Annotated in this window: 15 protein-coding genes; 10 read left to right on the top strand and 5 right to left on the bottom strand. The window is 50.4% G+C overall.

Translation table 11 applies throughout. From position 1 onward, the window contains the following. Positions 1-71: 71 nt before the first annotated feature. Positions 72-2,879, bottom strand: coding sequence for a T9SS type A sorting domain-containing protein (locus tag KK083_RS03705; RefSeq protein ID WP_254160816.1), 2,808 nt, complete (start codon positions 2,877-2,879; stop codon positions 72-74). A 328-nt stretch (positions 2,880-3,207) separates the two neighbouring features. On the opposite strand from KK083_RS03705, the gene KK083_RS03700 reads away from it, so the two are divergent. The 5 genes from KK083_RS03700 to KK083_RS03680 all read left to right on the top strand — a co-directional run bounded on the left by KK083_RS03700 (position 3,208) and on the right by KK083_RS03680 (position 10,792). After that, the gene (locus KK083_RS03700; RefSeq protein WP_254160814.1) at positions 3,208-4,479 is read left to right on the top strand and encodes a hypothetical protein; all 1,272 of its coding nucleotides are present in this window, start codon (positions 3,208-3,210) and stop codon (positions 4,477-4,479) included. A 471-nt stretch (positions 4,480-4,950) separates the two neighbouring features. Next, positions 4,951-5,409: a hypothetical protein gene (locus KK083_RS03695; RefSeq protein WP_254160812.1), complete on the top strand. Its 459-nt coding sequence runs from the start codon at positions 4,951-4,953 to the stop codon at positions 5,407-5,409. A 574-nt stretch (positions 5,410-5,983) separates the two neighbouring features. Beyond that, on the top strand, positions 5,984-8,416 hold the full coding sequence (locus tag KK083_RS03690) for a TonB-dependent receptor (RefSeq protein WP_254160810.1): 2,433 nt from the start codon (positions 5,984-5,986) through the stop codon (positions 8,414-8,416). 677 nt (positions 8,417-9,093) lie between these two features. Next, entirely contained in the window at positions 9,094-9,873 is a 780-nt protein-coding gene (locus KK083_RS03685; protein ID WP_254160808.1) for a helix-turn-helix domain-containing protein, read from the top strand. A gap of 67 nt (positions 9,874-9,940) precedes the next feature. Next, the gene (locus tag KK083_RS03680) at positions 9,941-10,792 is read left to right on the top strand and encodes a VOC family protein (protein ID WP_254160806.1); all 852 of its coding nucleotides are present in this window, start codon (positions 9,941-9,943) and stop codon (positions 10,790-10,792) included. 45 nt (positions 10,793-10,837) lie between these two features. Here the strand turns inward: KK083_RS03680 and KK083_RS03675 are convergent, their stop codons facing one another. Further along, complete coding sequence (locus KK083_RS03675) at positions 10,838-12,868, bottom strand: eCIS core domain-containing protein (RefSeq protein WP_254160804.1); 2,031 nt, start codon at positions 12,866-12,868, stop codon at positions 10,838-10,840. A 298-nt stretch (positions 12,869-13,166) separates the two neighbouring features. Here KK083_RS03675 and KK083_RS03670 point away from each other — a divergent pair, with 298 nt between their 5' ends. Next, positions 13,167-15,533, top strand: a complete 2,367-nt coding sequence (locus tag KK083_RS03670) for an ABC transporter permease (RefSeq protein WP_254160802.1) — start codon at positions 13,167-13,169, stop codon at positions 15,531-15,533. A 102-nt stretch (positions 15,534-15,635) separates the two neighbouring features. Here KK083_RS03670 and KK083_RS03665 read toward each other — a convergent pair whose 3' ends face one another. Further along, positions 15,636-16,010: an MmcQ/YjbR family DNA-binding protein gene (locus KK083_RS03665; protein WP_254160800.1), complete on the bottom strand. Its 375-nt coding sequence runs from the start codon at positions 16,008-16,010 to the stop codon at positions 15,636-15,638. Positions 16,011-16,101: 91 nt separating this feature from the next. Beyond that, on the bottom strand, positions 16,102-18,261 hold the full coding sequence (locus KK083_RS03660; protein ID WP_254160798.1) for a xanthine dehydrogenase family protein molybdopterin-binding subunit: 2,160 nt from the start codon (positions 18,259-18,261) through the stop codon (positions 16,102-16,104). Between the two features lie 192 nt (positions 18,262-18,453). On the opposite strand from KK083_RS03660, the gene KK083_RS03655 reads away from it, so the two are divergent. After that, the gene (locus KK083_RS03655; RefSeq protein WP_254160796.1) at positions 18,454-18,714 is read left to right on the top strand and encodes a hypothetical protein; all 261 of its coding nucleotides are present in this window, start codon (positions 18,454-18,456) and stop codon (positions 18,712-18,714) included. Between the two features lie 71 nt (positions 18,715-18,785). Next, positions 18,786-19,049, top strand: coding sequence for a hypothetical protein (locus tag KK083_RS03650; RefSeq protein WP_254160794.1), 264 nt, complete (start codon positions 18,786-18,788; stop codon positions 19,047-19,049). A gap of 95 nt (positions 19,050-19,144) precedes the next feature. On the opposite strand, the gene KK083_RS03645 is transcribed toward KK083_RS03650, so the two are convergent. Further along, positions 19,145-20,122, bottom strand: a complete 978-nt coding sequence (locus KK083_RS03645) for a helix-turn-helix domain-containing protein (RefSeq protein ID WP_254160792.1) — start codon at positions 20,120-20,122, stop codon at positions 19,145-19,147. A gap of 90 nt (positions 20,123-20,212) precedes the next feature. On the opposite strand from KK083_RS03645, the gene KK083_RS03640 reads away from it, so the two are divergent. Together KK083_RS03640 and KK083_RS03635 are read left to right on the top strand one after the other, a co-directional pair. Continuing rightward, a complete protein-coding gene (locus tag KK083_RS03640) occupies positions 20,213-21,079 on the top strand; it encodes a c-type cytochrome (protein ID WP_254160790.1) in 867 nt (288 codons plus the stop codon). An 11-nt stretch (positions 21,080-21,090) separates the two neighbouring features. Further along, complete coding sequence (locus tag KK083_RS03635; protein WP_254160788.1) at positions 21,091-21,636, top strand: cupin domain-containing protein; 546 nt, start codon at positions 21,091-21,093, stop codon at positions 21,634-21,636. The last annotated feature ends 33 nt before the right edge of the window (positions 21,637-21,669 follow it).

The raw sequence follows: 21,669 nt of genomic DNA, 5'->3' as shown, positions 1-21,669 counted from the left end.
AGTGTCACCGTGGCTGTTGTATGCCCGGTGACACTAGCAATATATGGGTTGTTAGGAAGAAGCTTTGTCCGTTATTTCCTGAAGATCTTTCCGGAAATAGTTTTTGAGCCAGTGGTGAGCTTGAAATAGTACAAGCCGCCCGGCAGCGCTGAAGCATTCCAGGTATGACGGTAGGTTGTGCCCTTCACCGCCACGCCTGAGAAAACAACGTCTGCAGGGTTGCCGGAACGGCCCAGTATTTCGAGCCGGCTATCACCATTGTCAGCTGCTGTCCATTCAAAGTTTATCTCGTCAGCAAATGGATTCGGATACGCCGAGACAGCAACCCCTGCATGACTTCCGGCTATTGATAATGTATCGTAAGCAACGCATAGCCCGGCCTTATAGGCAACAACGGGATCCCATTCACATCCGGTGTCGCGGCAAACGGTAAAGCGTACCCTGAACGAAGCGTTTTCTTTTCCGAAACCATCGATGTCGTCTACTTTTAAACCGGTCAGTCCGGTAGTCGGATCTTTGCCGATCTCCATTTTCCATCCTTCCGAATTCCACAACGCTGTGATGTCACCACACGGGATGGCTATCGTCCAGTGAGAAAGCTCGTGCCTGCAATTGCCATCCGTGCCGATGGTAGCCTCGTAAGTGACACAGGCGCCTTCCGTTTTAATGATCGACAAGCCTGAATCAAAGCACTCTCCGCACGGCTCGTCTTCATCGGGATCTTCACCTCCGGGGTCTTCGCCACCGGGATCGCTTCCACCATTGTCGACACAAGCGCTTACCGTATAGGAGCAGGTCTGCGTGCAGCCATCCTTGCTGATGGTAAGCCAGAAGACCGCGGAACCAGGTTTACTTCCGGCGGCGTAAGTAATGGAGGCACTGCTGGTGCTGCCAATGATCGACCATGCAGCATCGGTGCTTTCCACACGCCATGAATAAGAACCGGCGTCTGCGACTGGCGTCTGCAGCGTGTTGTTCTGCGAGCCGCACAGGGGCATTGTTTCAACGGGTTCGATCAAACAGGTCAGTGACGACGATGATCCTTCAATCACAACTTCACGCGTCAGAATACATCCATTGGCATCGGTGATCTCTACCTGGTATACCCCAGGCAGGAGGTTCTGAAGATCTTCTGAGACGGCCCCCGTAGACCAATGGAAGGAATAAGGCGCCGCGCCTCCTGAAACCTGGAGATCGACCTGAGATCCATTACCACTGCATTGCTCATTGGTGATCTTCACACTGGCAACGAGTGGTTGTGGCGCGGTGATCACAAAATACAACTCACGCGAACATCCCGTAGCATCCGTAACAATTACAGAATAGGTGCCGGGCGCAAGGCCTGACAACGTAGTGCCTGTATCGCCTGTTGACCACTCGTATTGATAGGGCGATGTTCCTCCCGAAGGCTGCTGAAGTGTGATGGTGCCGGTGCTGCCATCGCCAGCGCACTTCGGTTGTATGATCTGGCTGGGAACGAGGAAGGTCTGCTTGGGAACGATCACCCGGATGGTTCTTGTACAACCTTTGCTGTCAGTTACGGTTACGGTATAACTTCCGGAGGGAAGTCCTGAAAGATCTTCGGTAGTCTGTCCGTTGGTCCATTCGTATGAATAAGGCGCCGTGCCACCGCTAACGATCAGGTCAATGGCTCCGGTAGCATCACCCTGGCAGCTTGCCGGGGTAACGGTTGCCGACAGCCTCAGCGTATTGATCTCTGTCAGGTTAATAATGGTTTGAGTAGAGCAACCGGCGTTGTCTGTAACCGTCACCTGGTAGAATCCGCCGGTAAGGTTGGTCCTGTCTTCACCGGTAAAACCGTCGGACCATTCATAGTGATACGGCGCGGTTCCTCCTGAGGTGGTCAGGTCGATCGATCCGTTGGCGCTGTTACAATCCGGCTGATTTTTTGCCACGCTCACGATGATCTGCACCTGGTTGGAAACTGTAAATGTTCTGGATTGCTGACACCCTGCACCATCGGTCACGGTCACGGTATAATTTCCGGCACTCAGGCCTTGAAGCGCTGCGGTGATATTTCCGTTATTCCACAGATAGGTATAAGGTGCTGTGCCACCGGAAACAGCAAACGTAATTGATCCGTTCGCGGCGCCGGAACAGCTTGCCGGAGTTACCGTGCCGTTGATAAAGATCGGTGAAGGTTGGCTCACGGTGTCTTTCAACACAAGCGCTGATCCGGACGCGTCGGTTATAGTGACGGTGTAGATACCTGCCGGAACGTTCGTGATCGAGGAGGCAGTGGCGCCTGTGGACCAAAGGAATGAGTATGGTTCTTTGCCGGATTCTACGTTCACCGATAGTGTTCCATCAGCTTTTCCATAACATGAAACGTTTTCTTTTTGTAAAGAAGCTTTCAGCGGTTGGCAACTGGCATCGAGTGTATCATAATGAACACAGGTAGCTGCCTTAAAGGCAACCACCGGCTCCCAGCAGCTCAGTGTGTCGTGGCATGCGCCAGTGCTGCATAAAGTGAAGCGTACCCTGAACTCACGAAGCGCACCGTCGCCAAATCCGGGTATGTCATCGATCTTAAGGCCACTTAAACCGGTAGTTGGATCGAGGCCGATGTGCTGTTTCCAGTTTTGCGAATTCCATGCGTTGGACAATTCTCCGCAGGGAATGGCGATGGTGAAATGCGAAAGCGCATACCGGCAATCGCCATTGTGAGAGATGCTCAGCTCATAAGTGGTGCAAGAACCTGAGATGCTTTCAGCGGAAACCACGCGGGCCTGGAAGCACTCCGAAACACAATCCTGATTCTGTTTTTTCTGGGCCATCGCAGAGAAAGACCAAAGCAAAACAGCGGGGAAGAAAATCATCAATGAATATTTCACGGGCGTTTGGTTGTTAAGGCCCATGGATACCACACTTTATACAGATTTTTTAAAAAGTTGTGTCAATGGAAGCAACCGGCGATAAAACCGGTTTTTGTTGTGATAAACTGCCGGTTACATAAAAATGAAAATGAGTGATTGGTGATGACGGGATGGTGACGTTGTTGGTGAACGGTACACTACAACAGTAATAACGGCGAGTTGGTTGGGTTGTTGGTGAAGAACACCAACAACGGCACACCAACAACGGCGCACCAACAACGGTACACCAACAACGGTACACCGGCAACGGCAAGCGACCGGCAGTAATTCGGCTGAAAATATTAAATTGCATTTTTTGAAACCCACATCAATGGAAACCCTGCAAGCTGAACCCTCCGTGCTATCAAAAGCAGTGAAGCGTTTTATCTTCTGCTATCTCGTGCTCTACATTTTTCCCTATGGATTCGAGTACATTTATGCGCTGGATACCGATGACCTTTCGTTCTGGACGAAACCTACGCAGTGGTTTGGCGAAACCTTTCTTGGGCTCACTTACGATCCTGAACGTCTGATGAAAGGCTTTGATTCGAAGTATGACTATACCCGTTTTTTACTTTGCGCAGTCCTTTCGCTGATCATTGCTACCGGATGGTTGGTGATCGATCGCAAATATCAACTTCGATATGAGTCGAAGCTGAATTCACTGCTCCGTGCCGTTGTACGGTATCACACCGGACTCACCATGATCGTGTATGGAATGGCGAAAGTGCTTCCGCTTCAGTTCGGCGACATGGGCATCGATCGCCTCGAATCCACCATCGGACAATATTCGCCCATGGGTTTTCTCTGGGCGTTCATGAGCCACTCGAAGTTCTATACGGCCAGCGCCGGACTGATCGAGGTGATAGGTGGCGTGCTGCTGCTTTTCCGTCGTACCACGCTGCTGGGTGCCGTGATCTGCTTTACGGCCATGGCGAATGTGGTGCTGATGGATATCGGCTATGATGTGTCCGTAAAAATGTTTGCCATTCACCTCCTGCTGATGACCATACTGTTGATGGCGGATGATGCTGCGAGGCTGATGAAATTCTTTGTGCTGAATCAGCCTACACAACCTGTGCATTATGCGCCGCTGTTTACGGAGAAACGTACACGCATGATCGGTTACGTGCTGAAAACACTGATCATCGGTTATTTTACCGTGACCACCGTGAACATGCTCACGGACAGAATGAAGAACGAGCACGATCACCGGAATGATCATGTCAGTGGAATATATAAGATCAGAAAATTTGTTGTTAATGGCGATACCCTTCCGCCCCTGGGCACGGATGCCGTACGCTGGAAAAATTTTATACTGAGCGGTACATCTTACATGCCCGATAAAATGATGGTCCGGTACATGACCGATTCGCGGGCCATGTTCACGTTCTCGGCCGATACGCTTCAGCGCACGTTGGTTTTTCATTCCGACCAGGATTCAACAGACCGGTACGTGATGAAGTACGAGCGGCTTCCGGAGAATATCTACGTTCTCAGCGGACTGCATAAACAAGACTCGATCTGGATTGAAGCCGAAGGGAAAGCATCTCATGAATACCAGCTTACGCGATCGGGAGTCCGGTGGATCAGGGATTTGTGAGGCGGGTCGTCGGTGAAGAACACCGACAAGGGCACAGTGTTGGGTTGTTGGTGAGGTTGTTGGTGAAGAACACCAACAACGGCGTACAGGGAACATCAACAACGGCACACCAACAACGGCGTACAGGGAACATCAACAACGGCACACCAACAACGGCGTATTGGGTGATACGCGCCACTAAAATCAGATTCAGTTTATAGTCATTTGTTTGCCAGTGTATACGTGCGCGAGCACAACAGCGCAGCAAAAATAAATATCGAGGTCCATTAGCTATACTGCCTTCAAACAGGCTCTTCACTATGTACATACGTCAGGTGTGTAACATACAATAGGGTTATAATATGGAGGTCGGGCAGCTGTGTTCACTGTTGCTTGACGTCCGACCTTCCATATTCACCTTGCCCTGGTGCCATGCCTGCGTTTCGGATTTTGATATAGTGTGAAAAGATCACGTAAAGTGCGGCATCAGAAATGGACGTTAAATCAAAAGTTACCGAGATCCTGAAATTTCCACTTGCAGAGCGGCAGCGGCTGGCAGAAGCATTTCTGCTGGAGAACGAAGAGGACATTCTGAACAAACCCGTTTCAGAAGTCCGCTCGTGTGATTATGTCGCCCTCATCTCTTTGTATCAGGACCTGGCACAGACCTGCGTTTCCGTCATGGATTTTCACAGCGCCATCTACTGGCTGGAGAAATGTGTACTGATCATGAACCGCGACAGGGAATACCGCGTACGTTTTGCCCTCATCTATTGGAAGCTCTCACAATATCATTGTAAGATTCTCAATCATCACAAAGCCGCTCAGTTCCTGTACCGTTTCCAGGCGCACGCCGATAATAAAAGGTACAGTGCCTATACCAAAAGAGTCAAACATTTCGATTTCCCCTTTAAAAAGATGTGCGAAGAGATCCTTGGGAGCCCGATGTAACGTGGCTGACAGGGTCGATGTGTGAAAATTCCCGTGTAGATCCAATGATCTGCCATTCCTACGGGATTCTGATGATCCCTGTCTTGAATTGCTACCAGTATTTCGTCTCTAACGAGACTGAAGTTCGCCTGTCATAAATGGACACTCCTCATGTGATCATTCACGCTGAAATGTAAAAGAATATATTAAAGTCCCGTCAGGGGACAACATACCGGTAGTCGAATCTCCGTGTTGCTGATTTGCATTTAAGCCCCAACGGGGCGCAATGTGCATAGCCCGCGGTGAAGCCGCGGGTTATGCGTGTGATCGGGGAAATGCGCCACGCGTGGTAGTGATCAGGCGGTGCATGTTCATGGCGCATCGACAGCCAGCCGCGATCTGGCGAGTCCGTTACGTGCCAGAGAAAGCGTACCCCGATCCTTTCGGGACCGGGAACCCCACTTTTCTCTTTCCAATTCAGCCTTACACACCCATCAATTATTTAGAAATGTTCTAAATAATTTGCAAAGTCATTGTTGTCATGTTAGAATTGCGGACTATTTAGAAAGATTCTAAACATGAACTAACCTCTATTATGAGACCTATCTACTTGATCCTCTTGTTACTATCATTCTCTTTACCATCCTTCAGTCAACAAACGGGATCGGTCAGGGGCAGTGTAAAAACTTCTGACGGAACCCCGGCCGAATATGTGAACGTGAGCATTGAGGGACTGACCAAGGGGGCGGTTGCCGACCGCGACGGGAATTTCCAGATCAATAACCTGCAGCCTGGCCAGTATACGATCGTAGCTTCCTTCATCAGCCTCGAAACCCGGAAGCAGACTGTTGAAGTAAAGGCAGGTGAAGTGACAAAGGTCGATTTTGTGCTCTCCGAAAATGCGCAGGAGCTGGAAGAGGTGGTGATCTCCGGGAGGATAAATCTGAACAGGGAAGAGGCTTACATATCGAAGATCCCGTTGAAGAAGCTTGAGAATCCACAATCATACAGCAGCGTATCGTCAGAGATCCTGAAACAACAGGCTGTTACCAATTACGATGATGCTTTTCGCAACGTGCCGGGTGTGTTCAGAACATGGGAGTCGACCGGAAGAAATGGTGATGGTGCTTCGTATTTCGCGCTCAGGGGTTTGGAAGGACAACCCGCCCTGGTAAATGGATTGCCAGGCATCACCAACGGCAACCTCGATCCAGCCAACATTGAAGAGATCCAGGTAATGAAAGGTCCCTCGGCCACACTGTTCGGCGCCAACGCCACGGCTTATGCGAGCTATGGTGGTATCATCAACGCCGTAACCAAGAAACCTTATTTCAGCACGGGTGGTGAGATCGGCTACAATGTCGGCAGTTTTGGATTGAGTCGCTTCACAGCTGACGTCAACACGCCACTCAGCCAGCACGACAAGGTTGCGCTGCGCATTAACGCGGCACATCATTCAGAGGGAAGCTTCCAGGATGCCGGATTTAAAAAATCATTTTTCATTGCACCAACACTTGCCTATGAAGTGAACGACAGGCTGAAGTTCCTCATCGTGACCGAGATCCTCGAGGAGGAGCGCGCCGTAGCCCCCGTCTTTTTCCATACCGACAGGGCAGGAGAGCTTACTTTCAAAACTGTTGACGAGCTCAACCTGGACAACGAGCTTTCCTTCACCAGCAACGACCTCTCCATCAAAACCCCGAGAACAAATTTACAGGCGCAGATGCACTACAAGCTGTCGGACCAATGGACTTCACAGACCGTGATCTCAAGGGCCACGGCAAATTCAGACGGATACTATACTTACATCTGGGAAGACGTTGTAGGTGATAACAACTTCGGACAGTACTTTACTTATGTGAAGGAGTCGAGGGTGGCTACAGACTTCCAGCAAAACTTCAACGGCGACTTCAACATTGGCGGCCTTCGCAACCGCCTGCTCATCGGCCTTGATTATTTCAGCCAGGAAGCGGTGAACAACGGGCTCGGCTATGTGTTTATCAGGAACGTAACGCCACAGGGAGATGTCAACTTCATTGATCCTTATTCGGAGACGGGAGAAGAGCCTCCACCGGTTTACCTGTCGAGGGCTTCCATTGACAATCTGCTGGCGTCAACGGAGCCTGCCAACAGCCGCGTTATGAACAGTACTTATGGTGCTTATATTTCTGACGTTGTCAATCTCACACCTGCTTTAACCGTGTTGGCGGGTGTAAGGTTAGATTACTTCGATTCCAAAGGCGAGAAAAGCAATTCAGAAGATGACTTCGATCAATTTGCACTGTCGCCCAAATTCGGTGTGGTGTACCAGCCTGTTCTCGACAAGGTTTCCCTTTTCGCCAACTATCAGAACGCATTTAAAAATTCAGCGCCGAGGGAAGTGACTGATTTGAACGGCATCAAAGCGGTGAAGTCATTCGAGCCGGAGCAGGCCAACCAGTGGGAAGTGGGTGTAAAAACCAATTTACTCAGAGAGCGGTTGTTTGCCACGGCATCGTATTATGATATCAAAGTCAGCAACCGGATTGTTGGCGTTGCCGGTAATCCGTTAGACTACACACAAGGCGGAGAAGTTGAAAGCAAGGGCTACGAGCTTGAAGTTACAGCCAACCTCTTCAGCGGACTGAGCCTGATCGGTGGATACAGCCATAATGAGACTTCGAACGTTGCAGGTGTGGCCGATGATTTTTACACCGGACCAGGACAGGTTCCCGGTGGCCAGGGACCGCAGGACCAGGTTAACTTCTGGGCTACCTACACCCTCACCAGTGGCAGCCTGAGAAACGCGGGCATTGGCTTCGGTGGAAATTATGCGAGCGCATACCGCGTAGTTGACAATCGCGCCACCGGTACGTTCGACCTGCCCAGCTACACCGTGTTGAATGCAAGTGTGTTTTACAATCCTGGAAAATTCAGGTTCGCGGTAAATGTCAACAACCTGCTGAACACCGAGTACTATATCGGCTACTGGTCTGTGAATCCGCAGAAACCGAGAAATGCGGTGGTTAGTTTGGCGTATAAGTTTTGAGTGAAAGGACCCTCTCTGACTTCGAACGCAGGTTCAGGCATTTGGGAAAATCATTTGCTATGAACTTGCTTTCGGTGTTGGAACTAAGTTCCAAGGCAAGGTCTGCGCTACGATCGAAATAAAATGCGCCGCGGAAGTAACTTCCGCGCCAGGAGGGGTGTTTTACAATCCTGGAAAATTCAGGTTCGCGGTAAATGTCAACAACCTGCTGAACACCGGGTACTATATCGGTTACTGGTCAGTGAATCCGCAGAAACCGAGAAATGCGGTGGTGAGTCTTGCGTACAAGTTTTAAGTCATGAAAGACCCTCTCTATCTTCGAAGGCAGGTTCAGGCATTTGAGAAATCATTTGTCATTGAACTTGCTTTCGGTGTTGGAACTAAGTTCCAAGGCAAGGTCTGAGCTACGATCGAAAATAAAAAATGCGCACGGAAGTAACTTCCGCGCCAGGAGGATACAAGTCTCCTGCAGCCACTCGCGCATGCGGAAGTATCTTTGCACCATTTAGTTAGTTAGTTGAAAAAAGACCCTTTCTAAATATCAGGCATCAGGCACTGAGGCATTAGGATATAGGTACCGCTTTTACAGGAGGTTCCCCAATTGCCAAATGCCTAATTTTCCAATGTCATTTTTTATGATGGTTTGCTTAAATTGAAGTGCGCAAGCCATCTATAAAATGAAGTACTGGTACCAGAGGCCACATCCATCGCTGTCGAAATACCTGAGAACGGTTTTGATACTGGAGGGCTTTTCTGAACCTGAAGCAGACGCGCTGCCGCTGTTTGCCAACGGGATGCCGGCGCTCTTTTGCAAAACCGAAAAAGATGTGGCGGGTAACGAGATCGTAAAGCAGGTCACGTTGTTCGGAAAAACGGTGCCGCAAGAATGCTGGGCCATGACCGCACACACCACCATCATCGCCTATTTCTTCAAACCTTTTGCGCTGCCCGCCTTATTCAGTGTGCCTGCTGCTGTGCTGGCCAAAGAACCTGCAAACCTCGAAAGCTGGGATCCGCTTAAGAACAATGCGCTGAGGACGCAGCTCACATATGCCGCCACTACTTCGCGCAAGAGCGAAGTGCTCGACCACCTGCTGGTTCATCAGCTTGAGCAGAATAATAAAGAGTGCGAGATCATTCAATATGCCACAGACCAGATCATGTACAATTCTGGTACAGAGGTGCTGGCAGAGATCCTGAAAACACTAAATATCAACAAAAGAACGTTTCAGCGGGTGTTTAAAAAATATGTGGGTGTGAGTCCCAACCACTACAGACGCATCTGCCAGTTCCAGTTTGTATTTGCCCAACTGAGGGCCGGGAAGTTCGATACCCTGACCGATATTGCGTATGATAACGGTTTTGCCGATCAAAGCCATTTTATCCGGTCGTTCCGGGAGTTTGCAAACACCACTCCCAACAGTTACCTCCGGTCGGGCCTCAATGAAAAAAAATAGCAGTTGTCGTTTTTATTCTATTTCATGCGCACCGGCCTTCCTAGGTTTACCGTAAATAATAAAGAACATGAAAGAAAAAATAACTCCCTGCCTCTGGTACAATAACCAGGCTCAGGAAGCGGCTGCGTTGTACTGCTCCGCTTTTGCCGACACAAAAATTGTGGCCAAGTCTCCCATTGTTACTGCCATCAGTGTTGCAGGCCAAAGCATCACGCTGCTGGATGGCGGGCCCAGGTATCAGCCCAACCCTTCGGTCTCATTCTTTTACATCTGTGAAAAACAAGACGAGATGGACCGCATCTGGAAACTGTTCAGCAAAGGAGGCTCCGTGCTCATGCCGTTGGACAAATATCCCTGGAGCGAAAGGTATGGATGGATCACCGACAAATACGGTGTATCATGGCAGCTTGCGCTGGGCAAGATCAGCGACGTGGGCCAGAAGCTAACGCCCTGCCTGCTGTTCACCGGCAAGCAATACGGAAAAGCAGACGAAGCCATCGCGCATTATTCTTCCATCTTTAAAGATCCGAAGGTAGATGGCATCCTCCGCTACACCGCCGGTGAATCGCCCGACGAGGCAGGCAAAGTGAAGCACGCACAAATGGCATTGAATGGTCAGAAGTTCATGCTCATGGACAGCGCAGGCCCTCATGGTTTTACTTTCAGCGAAGGTGTATCACTCACCATCCACTGCGACACACAGGCGGAGATCGATCACTACTGGGGAAAACTTACTGAAAGCGGAGAAGAAAGTATGTGCGGATGGCTGAAAGATAAATTCGGTGTGTCGTGGCAGATCATCCCAACCATCCTGAACAAGATCATGAGCGATCCCGCCAAGGCAGGCAAAGCAGCACAGGCGTTTATGTCGATGCGGAAGCTGGATATAGAACAGATTGTGCAGGCTTCGATTGCTTGACCTCCTCACCCTCCCCTCTCCTGGGAGGAGAGGGAGAGGGGTGGTTTATTGAATGATACACAGGTCGGTGCAGCAGTCGAATGATGCTTCATCTTCTTTGCTGAAAGCGTGATGCGTACGTTCTCCAAGCCCATGTTCCTTCCTGATCAGGTTCTCGTGGTCGATGGTAGATCTTTCTTCCGCGTTGGTATATTGCTTTCTTAATTCGAGATCTTTGTATTGTGCATAGTCTACCAGGCCGGTCCAGAGGTGAAGCAAATGGACCAGCTCATGTGCCAGGGTAAGGAATGCAGGAAAGGGAAGCCTGCCTTCTTTTCCCCGGGCAGTGTTGTTATAATCTGCTTTTAAATTTCTTAAGGTCATTGTGATGGAACCTCCGGTGCTGATGCCGCGACTGTCGGCCGTTGTGTGTGACGTGCTCGCCGTCTTGCCCAGTTCTATGTAGATCTTTCTTCCGCTATCGATCAGTTGCTCTACAACCTTTAGCCCTGCCGGCCTGGTAAGCAGTTTGGCAAACATTGCGTAAACATCTTTCTTAAAACTGCTAAAATCACCATCCTTCAGCTTCAGATCGGAATCCTGGCTTATTCCGATGTATTCATTAAAGTTCTTGCTGAGGATGTGCCATAGATGCTCTGCTTTTCGCTTGTGACCCGCATCGCTATCTGGCGCAACATAGAGCGTGCCGGTGCCCGCTTTGGGATTGTTGGTGGCTACTATTTCTCCGTATTGTTCCTTGATGCTACGACCCTTGAATTTGAGGGGTTCATTTTGGGGAATCTCATTTGCAAGCTTCAATAGTTTTTCAACAATATGCGAGTGATCCTGCTGAAGCGCATTCAGGAATGTTTGCATGACACGCCTGTTGTTTGACGCCGCCTCACTTTCTCCAATTGCAGGTGCCTGGGCCTTGCTTTCAGAAGCTGTCCCTTCTTTCGGTGTATTGAGCGGTTCTTTATCAATGTATAGTGCCGCGGCATTGGAGACCATGTACCCATAAGCATCATGCTCGAGCTCATCATTCAATTGCATCAACGTCACAAGATCTTGCTGAAGATTGTCTTCCTTATGCTCTTTTTTATCTGTCTGTTGCGTTTCCTTTTTGTCATTGCTCAATTTTATTTTCCCTCGCACATCATGGTATCGGGGAAGCCTCTGACAAATGCTGCTGAGAAATTGTTCGGGGCTGGCAGGCGGCGCTGCTTCGCTTTCAACGTTTTTCGCGGTTGTGACGGTGACGCCCGAAGAGGCTGTTGTCTCCAATGGCTTGACCACTTTAACAGCGGAAGGATCTTCTGGTTTAAGTTCCGGCTGGTCTTTAACGTCGCTGCTTTCCTGTTTGTACTCCTGTTTAGTGGCGCTGGGTTTTGGTGCCCCTTTTGTTACTAACGATCCTTTTGGGCGTTCCAACACCTCCGGGTTCATTCGCATCCACTGTCTGAATGTGTCGGCATCAGGCAACTTATCTGAGAAACAACACTGCAGAACAGTGACACCGCTGTTGCCAGACATCTCGCCTTTTTTCTGTACAATGTTCTCCGACGGGTTCCCTTTCCATTGCGCAGCCCGGGCACCCATTACATCTGCTTCTTCTTCTAACATGCTGTCGTCATTAATGAATGCACCACTTTTCGTTTGCAGTGTGGGTTTCACCCTGCGCTGCTGCTGTTGCACCACATGCCATGCTTCATGGGGCAGGTGCTTCTCCTGGCCCCGACCAACGTGGATCTCCGTGCCTTGCGTGTAGGCATGCGCCTGCAGCTGCGCGGGTTTTGTGGAGTTGTAATGTACCTGCACTGCGCTCATGGAAATGCCGGAGAGATTTTCGATGCCCGCCATCAGCTTGGCCGGAAGGCCGGTGCGATCAGTTTTTAGTGGAGGCTCATGTTGGTTTGCCGCTGGATCACCGGACGCCTTCACCTCGGGCGGGGTGTATCTTGTGGCGAGCACATCTTTTAATGCCTGCGTGCCGGGGCGGTTGTCGCTGAACGCGAAGGCAGATCCTTCGTCAGCAGATTTGCCTGCGTGTGCCGGTTCGTTTTTGTTTTCCGATGACTTGTGGACCCGGGTATGCATGGTGCAGGAGGGATGAGGTCAAGTTGTGACTTTGGATTTAAAGCAGCCAAAAAAATGAGTGAACGTCCTTCCCCTATGCGCAGGCGGCGTTTCTGTTGATCTGGTCTTCAAAATCAAACATACACTGTCCGGGATCGAACAATTGTTGCCGGAAAAAAGGCGGTTTAGGCCTCAATGAAGCAGTTTTTTCGCAGTGGCATGTTTTCAGCTGCGATCGTTTCCTTTGTTGACGATACCTTTGTTCCTTTATGCAACATCAGGGCAAGCTAAATCGTCTTAAGCCTGACAAAACCGTTTTATGATCAGAAACTACATTAAAGTCGCTATCCGGAATCTTCTTCGCCAGAAAGGTTTTTCTTTCATCAACATCTTTGGTCTTGCGCTCGGCATCAGCTGTACGGCGCTCATCGGCATGTGGGTCAACGACGAGTTGAGCTACGACAAATTCCACAACGGCTATGGGCAGATCTACCGGATCACGGCGACGCTGCCCGAGCTGAAAGTGCATGCGGCCGTATCATCGGCGCCCCTCGCGCTGGCATTCAAGAGCGAGATCCCCGAAGTGGAAGAAGCGGTGCGCATCACCGGCTACAACAGAGACCTGATGCAGGTTGGCGACGCCAAGTTCGAGGAGAAGGCTATCATCTTTGCCGACTCGAACTTTTTCAGGGTGTTCACCTTTCCCTTCATCAAAGGCGACCCCGAACGCGCTCTTCAGAACCCCGAAGGCATCGTGATCACGGAAGAAATGGCCATGAAGTACTTCGGCACTACCGATGCCGTTGACAAGACGATCCGTAAGAACAGCAAGGACGATTTTACCGTGACAGGAGTGATCGCCAACATTCCCGACAACTCGCACCTGCAGTTCGATTTTGTCCAGCCCATGCGTTACCTGGCGCGCACCAACAACGACCTCAAGAACAACGTCTGGGATAACTTCAACTATTACACGTATCTCAAACTTAACGACAAGGTGCAGCCATCAGCGCTCGCCGATCTTGAAAAAAAGATGGTGGCCATCTATAAAAAGAATGAGACGGTGCTGAAAGTAGGGTTCGTGCTGCAACCCCTCGCGAAAGTTCACCTCTACTCTAATTTCCTCGCCGATATTCCGGGCCACGGAAATGCACAGAACGTGTACATTTTCATGATCGTTGCCGTGTTTATCCTGGTGGTGGCCTGTCTCAATTTTATGAATCTTGCCACGGCACGTGCGGCGCGAAGGGCAAAGGAGGTTGGCTTGCGCAAAGTGGTGGGCGCGGTAAGACCTCACCTGATGGGTCAGTTCCTTGCCGAGTCGCTGGTGGTGGCGTTGCTGTCACTTGTACTCGCGTTGCTGATCATCTACATCGTGCTTCCGTATTTCAATACCCTGGGAGGAAAGAATCTTGCGTTCGACATTACGAATATTCAGCTCGTGGCAGGGCTCCTCGGCATTACCACCATTACCGGTTTACTGGCGGGCAGTTATCCCGCATTCTATCTTTCAGGATTTGTTCCCGCCACCGTATTGAAAGGAAACTTTAAGGCAGGCGGATCCGGCAGCCTGTTCCGGAATACGATGGTGGTGATTCAGTTCGCGGTGTCCATTTCGCTGATCGTGGGCACAACCATCGTCTATCGGCAGCTGAACTACATCCAGAAGCTGAACCTCGGTTTTGATAAGGAGAACCTTCTTTATGTGCGCATGACGGGCGAGCTGTGGTCGAAGTACGATGCCCTGCGCGCAAGCCTTGGCAACAACCGGTATACCAGCCAGTACTCATTTATCTCCGATCTTCCCACAACATCCTCCGGCGCAACCATCAGCGTGGAGTGGAAAGGAAAAGACCCGAATACACAACCGCTGTTCTTCAACACGGCCATCGACGAAAATTTTGAAGAGGTTTTTAAAGTAACTTTTCTCGAAGGCCATGGCTATGGCGAAGATGGCAAAGCCGATTCCGTCAATATCATCGTGAACGAAGCGGCGCTGAAGACGATGGACATGCCGCTGGAGTCAGCCGTTGGCACCAGGATCAAGGTGTGGGGCCGCGAGCGCACCATCATTGGTGTTGTCAAAGACTTCAATTTCAAACCGGTACAAGAGGCTATCGGACCGATGTTCCTGAACCGGAATACCTGGGGAGGTTTTGCCATCATTCGCACGCTGCCCGGTGAAACCGAGAACACCATCAAGGCGCTCGGGCAGATCTGCAAGGAAATGAATCCGAACTATCCCTTCGAATACAGCTTCGTAGACCAGGACATCGCCAATCTCTATAAGGCAGAACAACGGCTGGGCAACCTGTTCAACATCTTCGCTGTACTGGCCATTGTGATCTCGTGCCTTGGGCTCTACGGTCTGTCGGCATACCTCGCCGAGCGCCGTACACGGGAGCTCGGCATCCGCAAGGTGCTCGGTGCATCAGGATTCCAGCTTGTTTACCTGTTGTCTGCAACCTTTACCCGTCCCATTCTCATCGCCACCGTGATAGCAGTACCCGTTGCGTGGTATGGCATGAGCCGGTGGCTCGATGGCTTTGCTTATCACATCACCATCGACTGGATGATCTTCGTGATCGCGTTCCTGTCGGCGCTGGTCATCGCATGGTTGACAGTGAGCTTTGAGTCGATCAAGGCGGCGACAACGAACCCGGTGAATTCGTTGAGGTCGGAGTGACCTCACCCATTTGCGTTTGTGCGTTCGGGCGATTGTAAGGCCCTCTCCTGGGTGAGATTGTACGTGATTACTTTGATAGCAGGAGGAGAGGACGCATAATTTTCAGGCTCTTTTTTTCTTCGTTGGAGTACTCGTTAGACTCTCGCGTAATTTCTTAGGCAAGCCCTGGATGACCAGGTTGTAGGAGTCTTGGATCCATTCTTTGATGAGCTTGTTGGGGATGGTGCCGGACATGACGATGCTGTTCCAGTGTTTTTTATTCATGTGGTAGCCGGGGATTACGTCAGGATATTTTTCGCGGAGGGTAACGGCTTTGTCAGGATCGCATTTTACGTTGATCACGTCGAAGGAGGAGATGTCGGTGAGGCAAAACATCTTGCCACCTACATAGAACACCAAAACGTTTTCACCGAACGGAAATTTTTCTTCTGCACCTTTTAAGGAGAGGCAATAATCCCTGAATTCTTCAATGTTCATGGCTGACGGGTATGCCTGCAAATTAGCAAAAATGCCGCTTCGAGACGTTATCCTTTCTCGCAGCTCATAGCTAAAGGCTTGCAGCCTTTTGCTATACTTCGTCCAGGTTGAACGGCAATTTTCGGATACGTTTGCCGGTGAGATCGAAAATGGCATTGCATAATGCCGGGGCGAAGGCTGGCAGTGCGGGCTCGCCGACACCGCCGGGTTTTTCGTCGTTTTCCATGATGTGCACTTCGATGGCCGGGATCTCGCTGATGCGCGGCATGGCGTAGGTGTTGAAGTTTTTCTCGACCGCTTTGCCGTCTTCGAAATGGGTTGCGTGTTTTACGGCTGCACCCAGCGCCATCACAATGCTTCCTTCTACCTGCGCACGGATGATGTCGGGATTGACATACAGGCCACAATCTATCAGGGCGTACACCTTATCGATCTTCACCTTCTGATCAGGCTTGCGCGATACTTTCACTACGTGGGCCACTATACCACCGAAACATTCTGTGATGGCTACGCCCCATCCGTCGTTTTTGCGCCGTGATGTCCAGTGGCTGATGGCTTCAAGCTTATCGATCAAAGCCTGGTAGCGGGGCGAAGGGAGATGGATTTTTCTGAAAGCCAGCGGATCCTGTGAAGCAAGATGTGCCAGCTCGTCTATAAAACTCTCGCAGGCAAACGCATCGACATTGGCTGTGGGCGCGCGCCACCACATTACGGGTATAGGAGCTTTGATAGGCACGCTTGCAATGCTATAGTGCGGTATCGACTGATAATAATCGCTAGCAAGCCCACTGATCCCGCCGGTGTTCACCGTTACGGGCTGTGGCTCCGCTTCTTTGTCTGCCCCGGCACCCATGTACTGCGTGGCGCAGATCACCTGAAACGCTGCTATTTTATTGTCGACATTCACACTGCCCCGGCATCTATACATGGCGCCAGAGCGAAACGGTCCCAGGGTCATGTCGTCTTCTCTTGTCCACATCACCTGCACCGGCGCTTTTATTTCTTTCGAGATCAGCGCAGCTTCATAAGGATAATCCGGAAATGCTTTCCTTCCGAAGCCGCCGCCAAGGAAGGTCATGTTCACTGCGACATTTTTAAGGGGTACATTCAATCGTTCGCTCAGGTCTGCCTGGATCCAGTTGGCTTCCTGCACCGGTCCCCATATTTCAATACTGTCGTCTTTTACATCGGCAATACAGTTGAGCGGCTCCATACAGCTGTGCGACTGATACGGCGCTTCATATACACTTTCTATGATTGCTGAAGCGTTCTCTAAAGCTGTTTCAAAAACCTCCGAAGGGATCGGCTTCAGTAGCTCCTGCTGCATCCTGGTAAAGAGCTGTTCAGAGCTCAGGTGCTCAAAGCCGTCGTCATCCCATTCAACTTTCAGCAGCTTGCGTCCCTGCATGGCTGCCCACAACGAGTCTGCCACCACGGCCACACCTTCATACATCAGACCAAAAACCACCCGTTGTACCTTGAAGACGTGTTTTACACCAGCGACTGACCTTGTCTCTGAGTCATTAATGCTCTTTACTTTGCCTCTGAACTTCGGATTGCGCTCCACCACGGCATAGCGCATGCCTGGCAGTTTTTTATCCAGCCCGAATACGGCACTGCCATTGACTTTGGCAACGGTATCCTTACGTGTTATGGACTTGCCGATGATCTTGTGATCTTTTCGCGCCTTGAGTTTTACCTGCTGAGGAGGTGTTATCGTTGCGGCATCTTTTACAAGGGCGCCGTAGCTGAGCTTTTTCGCGGTGGCGCGATGTATTATGTGACCATTTTCTGCGAAGCATTCTGATGCAGGCACGTGCCATTGTTTGGCGGCAGCTTCAAGGAGCATTTCCCTGGCCGATGCTCCGACGCGCAGCAGTTGCTCATACCAGCCACGGATCGAAAAACTTCCATCCTGTGGTTGCGGGCCATACTTTTGCGGATTGGCGGGAGCAAAGCGTACGCTCACCTGGTCCATGCTCACCTCCAGCTCTTCGGCAACGATCTGAGGGATTGCCGAAGAAGTGCCTTGTCCCATTTCAGACCGGTGATTAAAAATGGTAACCTTACCGCTACTGTCGATGGAGATCCAGGCCATCAGCTCCGTAGCTGCGTTGGGATCAATAGCGTAAATAATTTCGCCGGCACTTTCACCGGATGCAGGCCAGCAGCAACCGATGGTTAACGCAACACCAGACAACCCCGCCTGGCGCAGAAACGCCCTCCTGGAAAGATCGTGCTTGTGTGTCATGCTTCCGAGTTTTTACGATAAGATAGGGCTGTCAAGCAACAAATGTTTTGTTTATTGATGAAGCGCATCGGATATTCGATGACACGAGATGAATTAATGACGATGGTGCCTCGCCCAACCCTTTGAGGGTTTTAAACCCTCAAAGGGTTGTTTTCAGATAAAATATTAGATTCGAGAAAAATCCGAAAGACAATGGTAGTCACGAAAGCACACGTATTGTTCCTGTTGGTACTGGCCTTGTTTATAAGCTGTTCAGGGCAAACATCTAAACAAAAAGAGATCTACAACGAGGAATTCAAATGGTCGATCAGCATCCCGGCTGACTTTGAGAATGTAAGTGATGCCGAAGGAAAAAAAATGCAGGACAAAGGCATTTCTGCGCTTGAAAAACCTACGGACAGCCCGTTGAGAATCAGGCGAAGCCAATTTTTGTATTCAAGAGTGGTCAGCTGAACTATTTCGAGTCAAACTATCAGCCATTTGATGAAGCTGTTGACGGAGACTATCGCGAATCGTTCAATGCCGTGAATCAGATGATCTATGAAACCTTTATGGCCCAAATGCCCGGGGTCAGGATCGACACGGTAAGCGCAACCGAAATGATCGATGGCCTGGATTTTAATACTTACAAAATGAAGGTCGTATATCCCAATGAGATGGTGCTGAATTTCACGATGTACAGCAGGCTTTTCGATAAAAAGGAATTCACAGTCAACATCGTTTACGTCGACGAGGCCAAGGGCAACCAGATGAAAGAATCCTGGTTAACGTCAAAGTTCAAAAAGTGATAAGATACCGATCCTTCCGCCCGAGCACTCCCTAAACTTCAAACCTTAAACCTTAAACCTTAAACCTTAAACTTTTAACTTTCAACTTTCAACTTTTACCTCACCGAAGGCGCAACACCAAAATGTTTCTTAAAAGCCGTTGAAAAATGGTTGGGATACTGATAACCGAGAGCGCTTGAAACCTCTTCGATGCTCCGGTTGTGATCGCGAAGCAGGTTCTGCGCGTACTGCATGCGGAGCTCTTTCGCGTATTGAATAACGCTTGTTCCGAACAGCGCCTTGAAACCTTTTTTCAGCTTGAACTCATTCAGCATACCTACGCGGCAGAGGCCCGAGAGCGTGAGGTCTTGCATGAAGTTCTGCTCTATATATTGTTTAACGAGGTGCAGCTTTTCCATATCGGTGACGCTCACATTGTCAGATCCGGAGGCGTTGGTGTGCAGGCTCCGGAGCTGGTCTACCTGGCAGGCCAGCAGCTGGAAGATCATCGACTGCGTTAGCAGCCGGCTCATGGGACTTGGCTGCATGTTGCGGATGGCGTGGATCAGGCCATGCATCTGCGGCGTTGTGGTGAGGAAATTTTTTGAAGCGATAAAACTTTCTTCGCGCTCCATTTTATTCTGGATGGATTCTGCCCAGTGGTTGTCGTGCCCGATCAGCTCGCGGAAATAATTCTTGTCGAGGGAGATCACGAACATTTTGGCGTCCTGCTTGATGGCGTGGTGGCTGCTTTTTTCGGAGGGTGTATACTTGAGGTTGTTAAACCCGCCCTGCAGACTGAAATCGGCGCCCAGCCCTTTAAAATTTCCCCTGAGATTCCCTTCCAGCATAAAATTGACGTCCACCGTAGTGCTGGGGTTGGTTTCATGCACCACGATCTCTTCCGGTATGCTCCAACCCATATCCAGCAGGAACATTTGTGGCAATGCCAGGTTCGACACGTTGAATTCGCCGAATTGGGGGTGCCCGGTGCTGAACAGGGGAGAAAGGCCGCTGCCCGAGCCTGTGGGGAATTTCCCGTAACAGTACTCCAATTCAGGGATATCGTGCTCGTAAATGTGTTTGGCGGCCATAGATCCGTTTTGCGTAGGTAAATAATCCCTTCTACGTACGCACCCCTCATGAGGTTATGTGAATTTTGCGATCATAAAAACATTAACAAAATGAAAATCCTGAAGGTTATTGGTTGGGTATTGGCCGCGCTCGTGGTGATGAGCACCCTTGTCTACCTGTATGCATCGTGGCAGGTGGATCAGCGCCTCGCAAAACAATACAACGTTGCTGCCGAAGAATTCCCCATTCCCACAGACAGCGCGTCGATCGCGAAAGGTAGCCACCTGGTTGACATCAAGGGATGCCGCGATTGCCACGGCGACAACCTCGGCGGAAAGATCTTCGCTGATGAGCTCCTGATCGGCAAGCTGGCCGGCCCCAACCTCACACGCGGAAAAGGTGGCATACCGGATGATTACGCAACGCTCAACTGGATCAAGGCGATCCGCCACGGGCTCGACAGCAGCAACCATCCACTGATGGTGATGCCATCGCTGGAAACGTCAAAGATGTCGCAGGAAGATCTTGGCGCCATGATCGCTTACCTGAACGATCTGCCTCCTGTGGATAACAGCGTGCCCGAAAGTAAACTCGGTGTTATGATCAAGACCATGATATACATCGGTGAGCTTGATGTGATCCCGGCCGAACAGATAGACCACACGGCAACCCTTGTTAAAAGTATGGATACATCATCGCCCGTGAAATATGGAAAGTACCTGGCCACCATGTGCTCCGGTTGTCACCACGAGAACATGAAAGGTGGGCCTCCGATGGTGCCGGGATCCCCGTCTGTTCCTGACCTCACTGCTACCGGTGCCACAGGCCGCTGGACACAAGAGCAGTTCAACACAGCGTTGCGCACAGGCAAAAGACCCGATGGCACCGAGCTCGATCCCAACATGCCCGTGCAGATGACCAAACACTACAGTGATGAAGAGCTGCAAGCCCTCTACACTTATCTCAAAAGCCTTTAACCCTTACCAGGATGAAAACGAAACCCGTTACATTAAAAAGTCCTTTGGAAAAATATGAAGTGACCATTCTCGAGTCTTCCGCTGATACGAGGGGAGCCTATAGCCTGCTGGAGGTGAACCTGTTTGCCGGCGGCGGAAACGAGATGCACTACCACACTACTTTCAGCGAACACTTTGAAGTGCGCTCAGGTGTGTTGTCTGTGCAGGTCGGAAAAAAGATCCTCCAGCTTCAGGCAGGCGATTGTTATACGGTAACGCCCCATGTGCATCATCGCTTCTTTAACGAGTTTGAGCAGTCAGTAATATTCCGTTGCACCATCAGTCCCGCGCGCGACTTTGAAAAGGTGCTGCGGATCGGATACGGCCTTGCCAACGACGGACTGATCAACAAAAAAGGGATGCCTAAAAATTTCTGGCACGCCGTGATCCTGTTCCAGCTCGCAGAAAGTTATCTGTGCGGATTGCCGCACGGATTCCAGGTGCGGGTATTCGGAGCGTTGGCGAAAGTTGCCAGGTGGCTGAAAGCGGATCGGGCGTTGAGGAAATATTATGTTTAGTCCATAGTCTATGGTCCATGGTGGGTAAAGCCA

Source organism: Chryseosolibacter histidinae (assembly GCF_018598225.1).
Lineage (GTDB): Bacteria > Bacteroidota > Bacteroidia > Cytophagales > Cyclobacteriaceae > Chryseosolibacter > Chryseosolibacter histidini.
The sequence above is the reverse complement of the archived record's forward strand: the minus strand, read 5'-3'. Positions and strand labels throughout refer to the sequence as shown.

Excerpts from the sequence above, each read along its gene's own strand:
- KK083_RS03680 (WP_254160806.1), top strand. The coding sequence starts at position 9,941 with ATGAAAGAAAAAATAACTCCCTGCCTCTGGTACAATAACCAGGCTCAG.
- KK083_RS03645 (WP_254160792.1), bottom strand. The coding sequence starts at position 20,122 with ATGGCCGCCAAACACATTTACGAGCACGATATCCCTGAATTGGAGTAC.
- KK083_RS03660 (WP_254160798.1), bottom strand. The coding sequence starts at position 18,261 with ATGACACACAAGCACGATCTTTCCAGGAGGGCGTTTCTGCGCCAGGCG.
- KK083_RS03705 (WP_254160816.1), bottom strand. The coding sequence starts at position 2,879 with ATGGGCCTTAACAACCAAACGCCCGTGAAATATTCATTGATGATTTTC.
- KK083_RS03690 (WP_254160810.1), top strand. The coding sequence starts at position 5,984 with ATGAGACCTATCTACTTGATCCTCTTGTTACTATCATTCTCTTTACCA.
- KK083_RS03655 (WP_254160796.1), top strand. The coding sequence starts at position 18,454 with ATGGTAGTCACGAAAGCACACGTATTGTTCCTGTTGGTACTGGCCTTG.
- KK083_RS03635 (WP_254160788.1), top strand. The coding sequence starts at position 21,091 with ATGAAAACGAAACCCGTTACATTAAAAAGTCCTTTGGAAAAATATGAA.
- KK083_RS03640 (WP_254160790.1), top strand. The coding sequence starts at position 20,213 with ATGAAAATCCTGAAGGTTATTGGTTGGGTATTGGCCGCGCTCGTGGTG.
- KK083_RS03670 (WP_254160802.1), top strand. The coding sequence starts at position 13,167 with ATGATCAGAAACTACATTAAAGTCGCTATCCGGAATCTTCTTCGCCAG.
- KK083_RS03665 (WP_254160800.1), bottom strand. The coding sequence starts at position 16,010 with ATGAACATTGAAGAATTCAGGGATTATTGCCTCTCCTTAAAAGGTGCA.
- KK083_RS03685 (WP_254160808.1), top strand. The coding sequence starts at position 9,094 with ATGAAGTACTGGTACCAGAGGCCACATCCATCGCTGTCGAAATACCTG.
- KK083_RS03700 (WP_254160814.1), top strand. The coding sequence starts at position 3,208 with ATGGAAACCCTGCAAGCTGAACCCTCCGTGCTATCAAAAGCAGTGAAG.
- KK083_RS03675 (WP_254160804.1), bottom strand. The coding sequence starts at position 12,868 with ATGCATACCCGGGTCCACAAGTCATCGGAAAACAAAAACGAACCGGCA.
- KK083_RS03695 (WP_254160812.1), top strand. The coding sequence starts at position 4,951 with ATGGACGTTAAATCAAAAGTTACCGAGATCCTGAAATTTCCACTTGCA.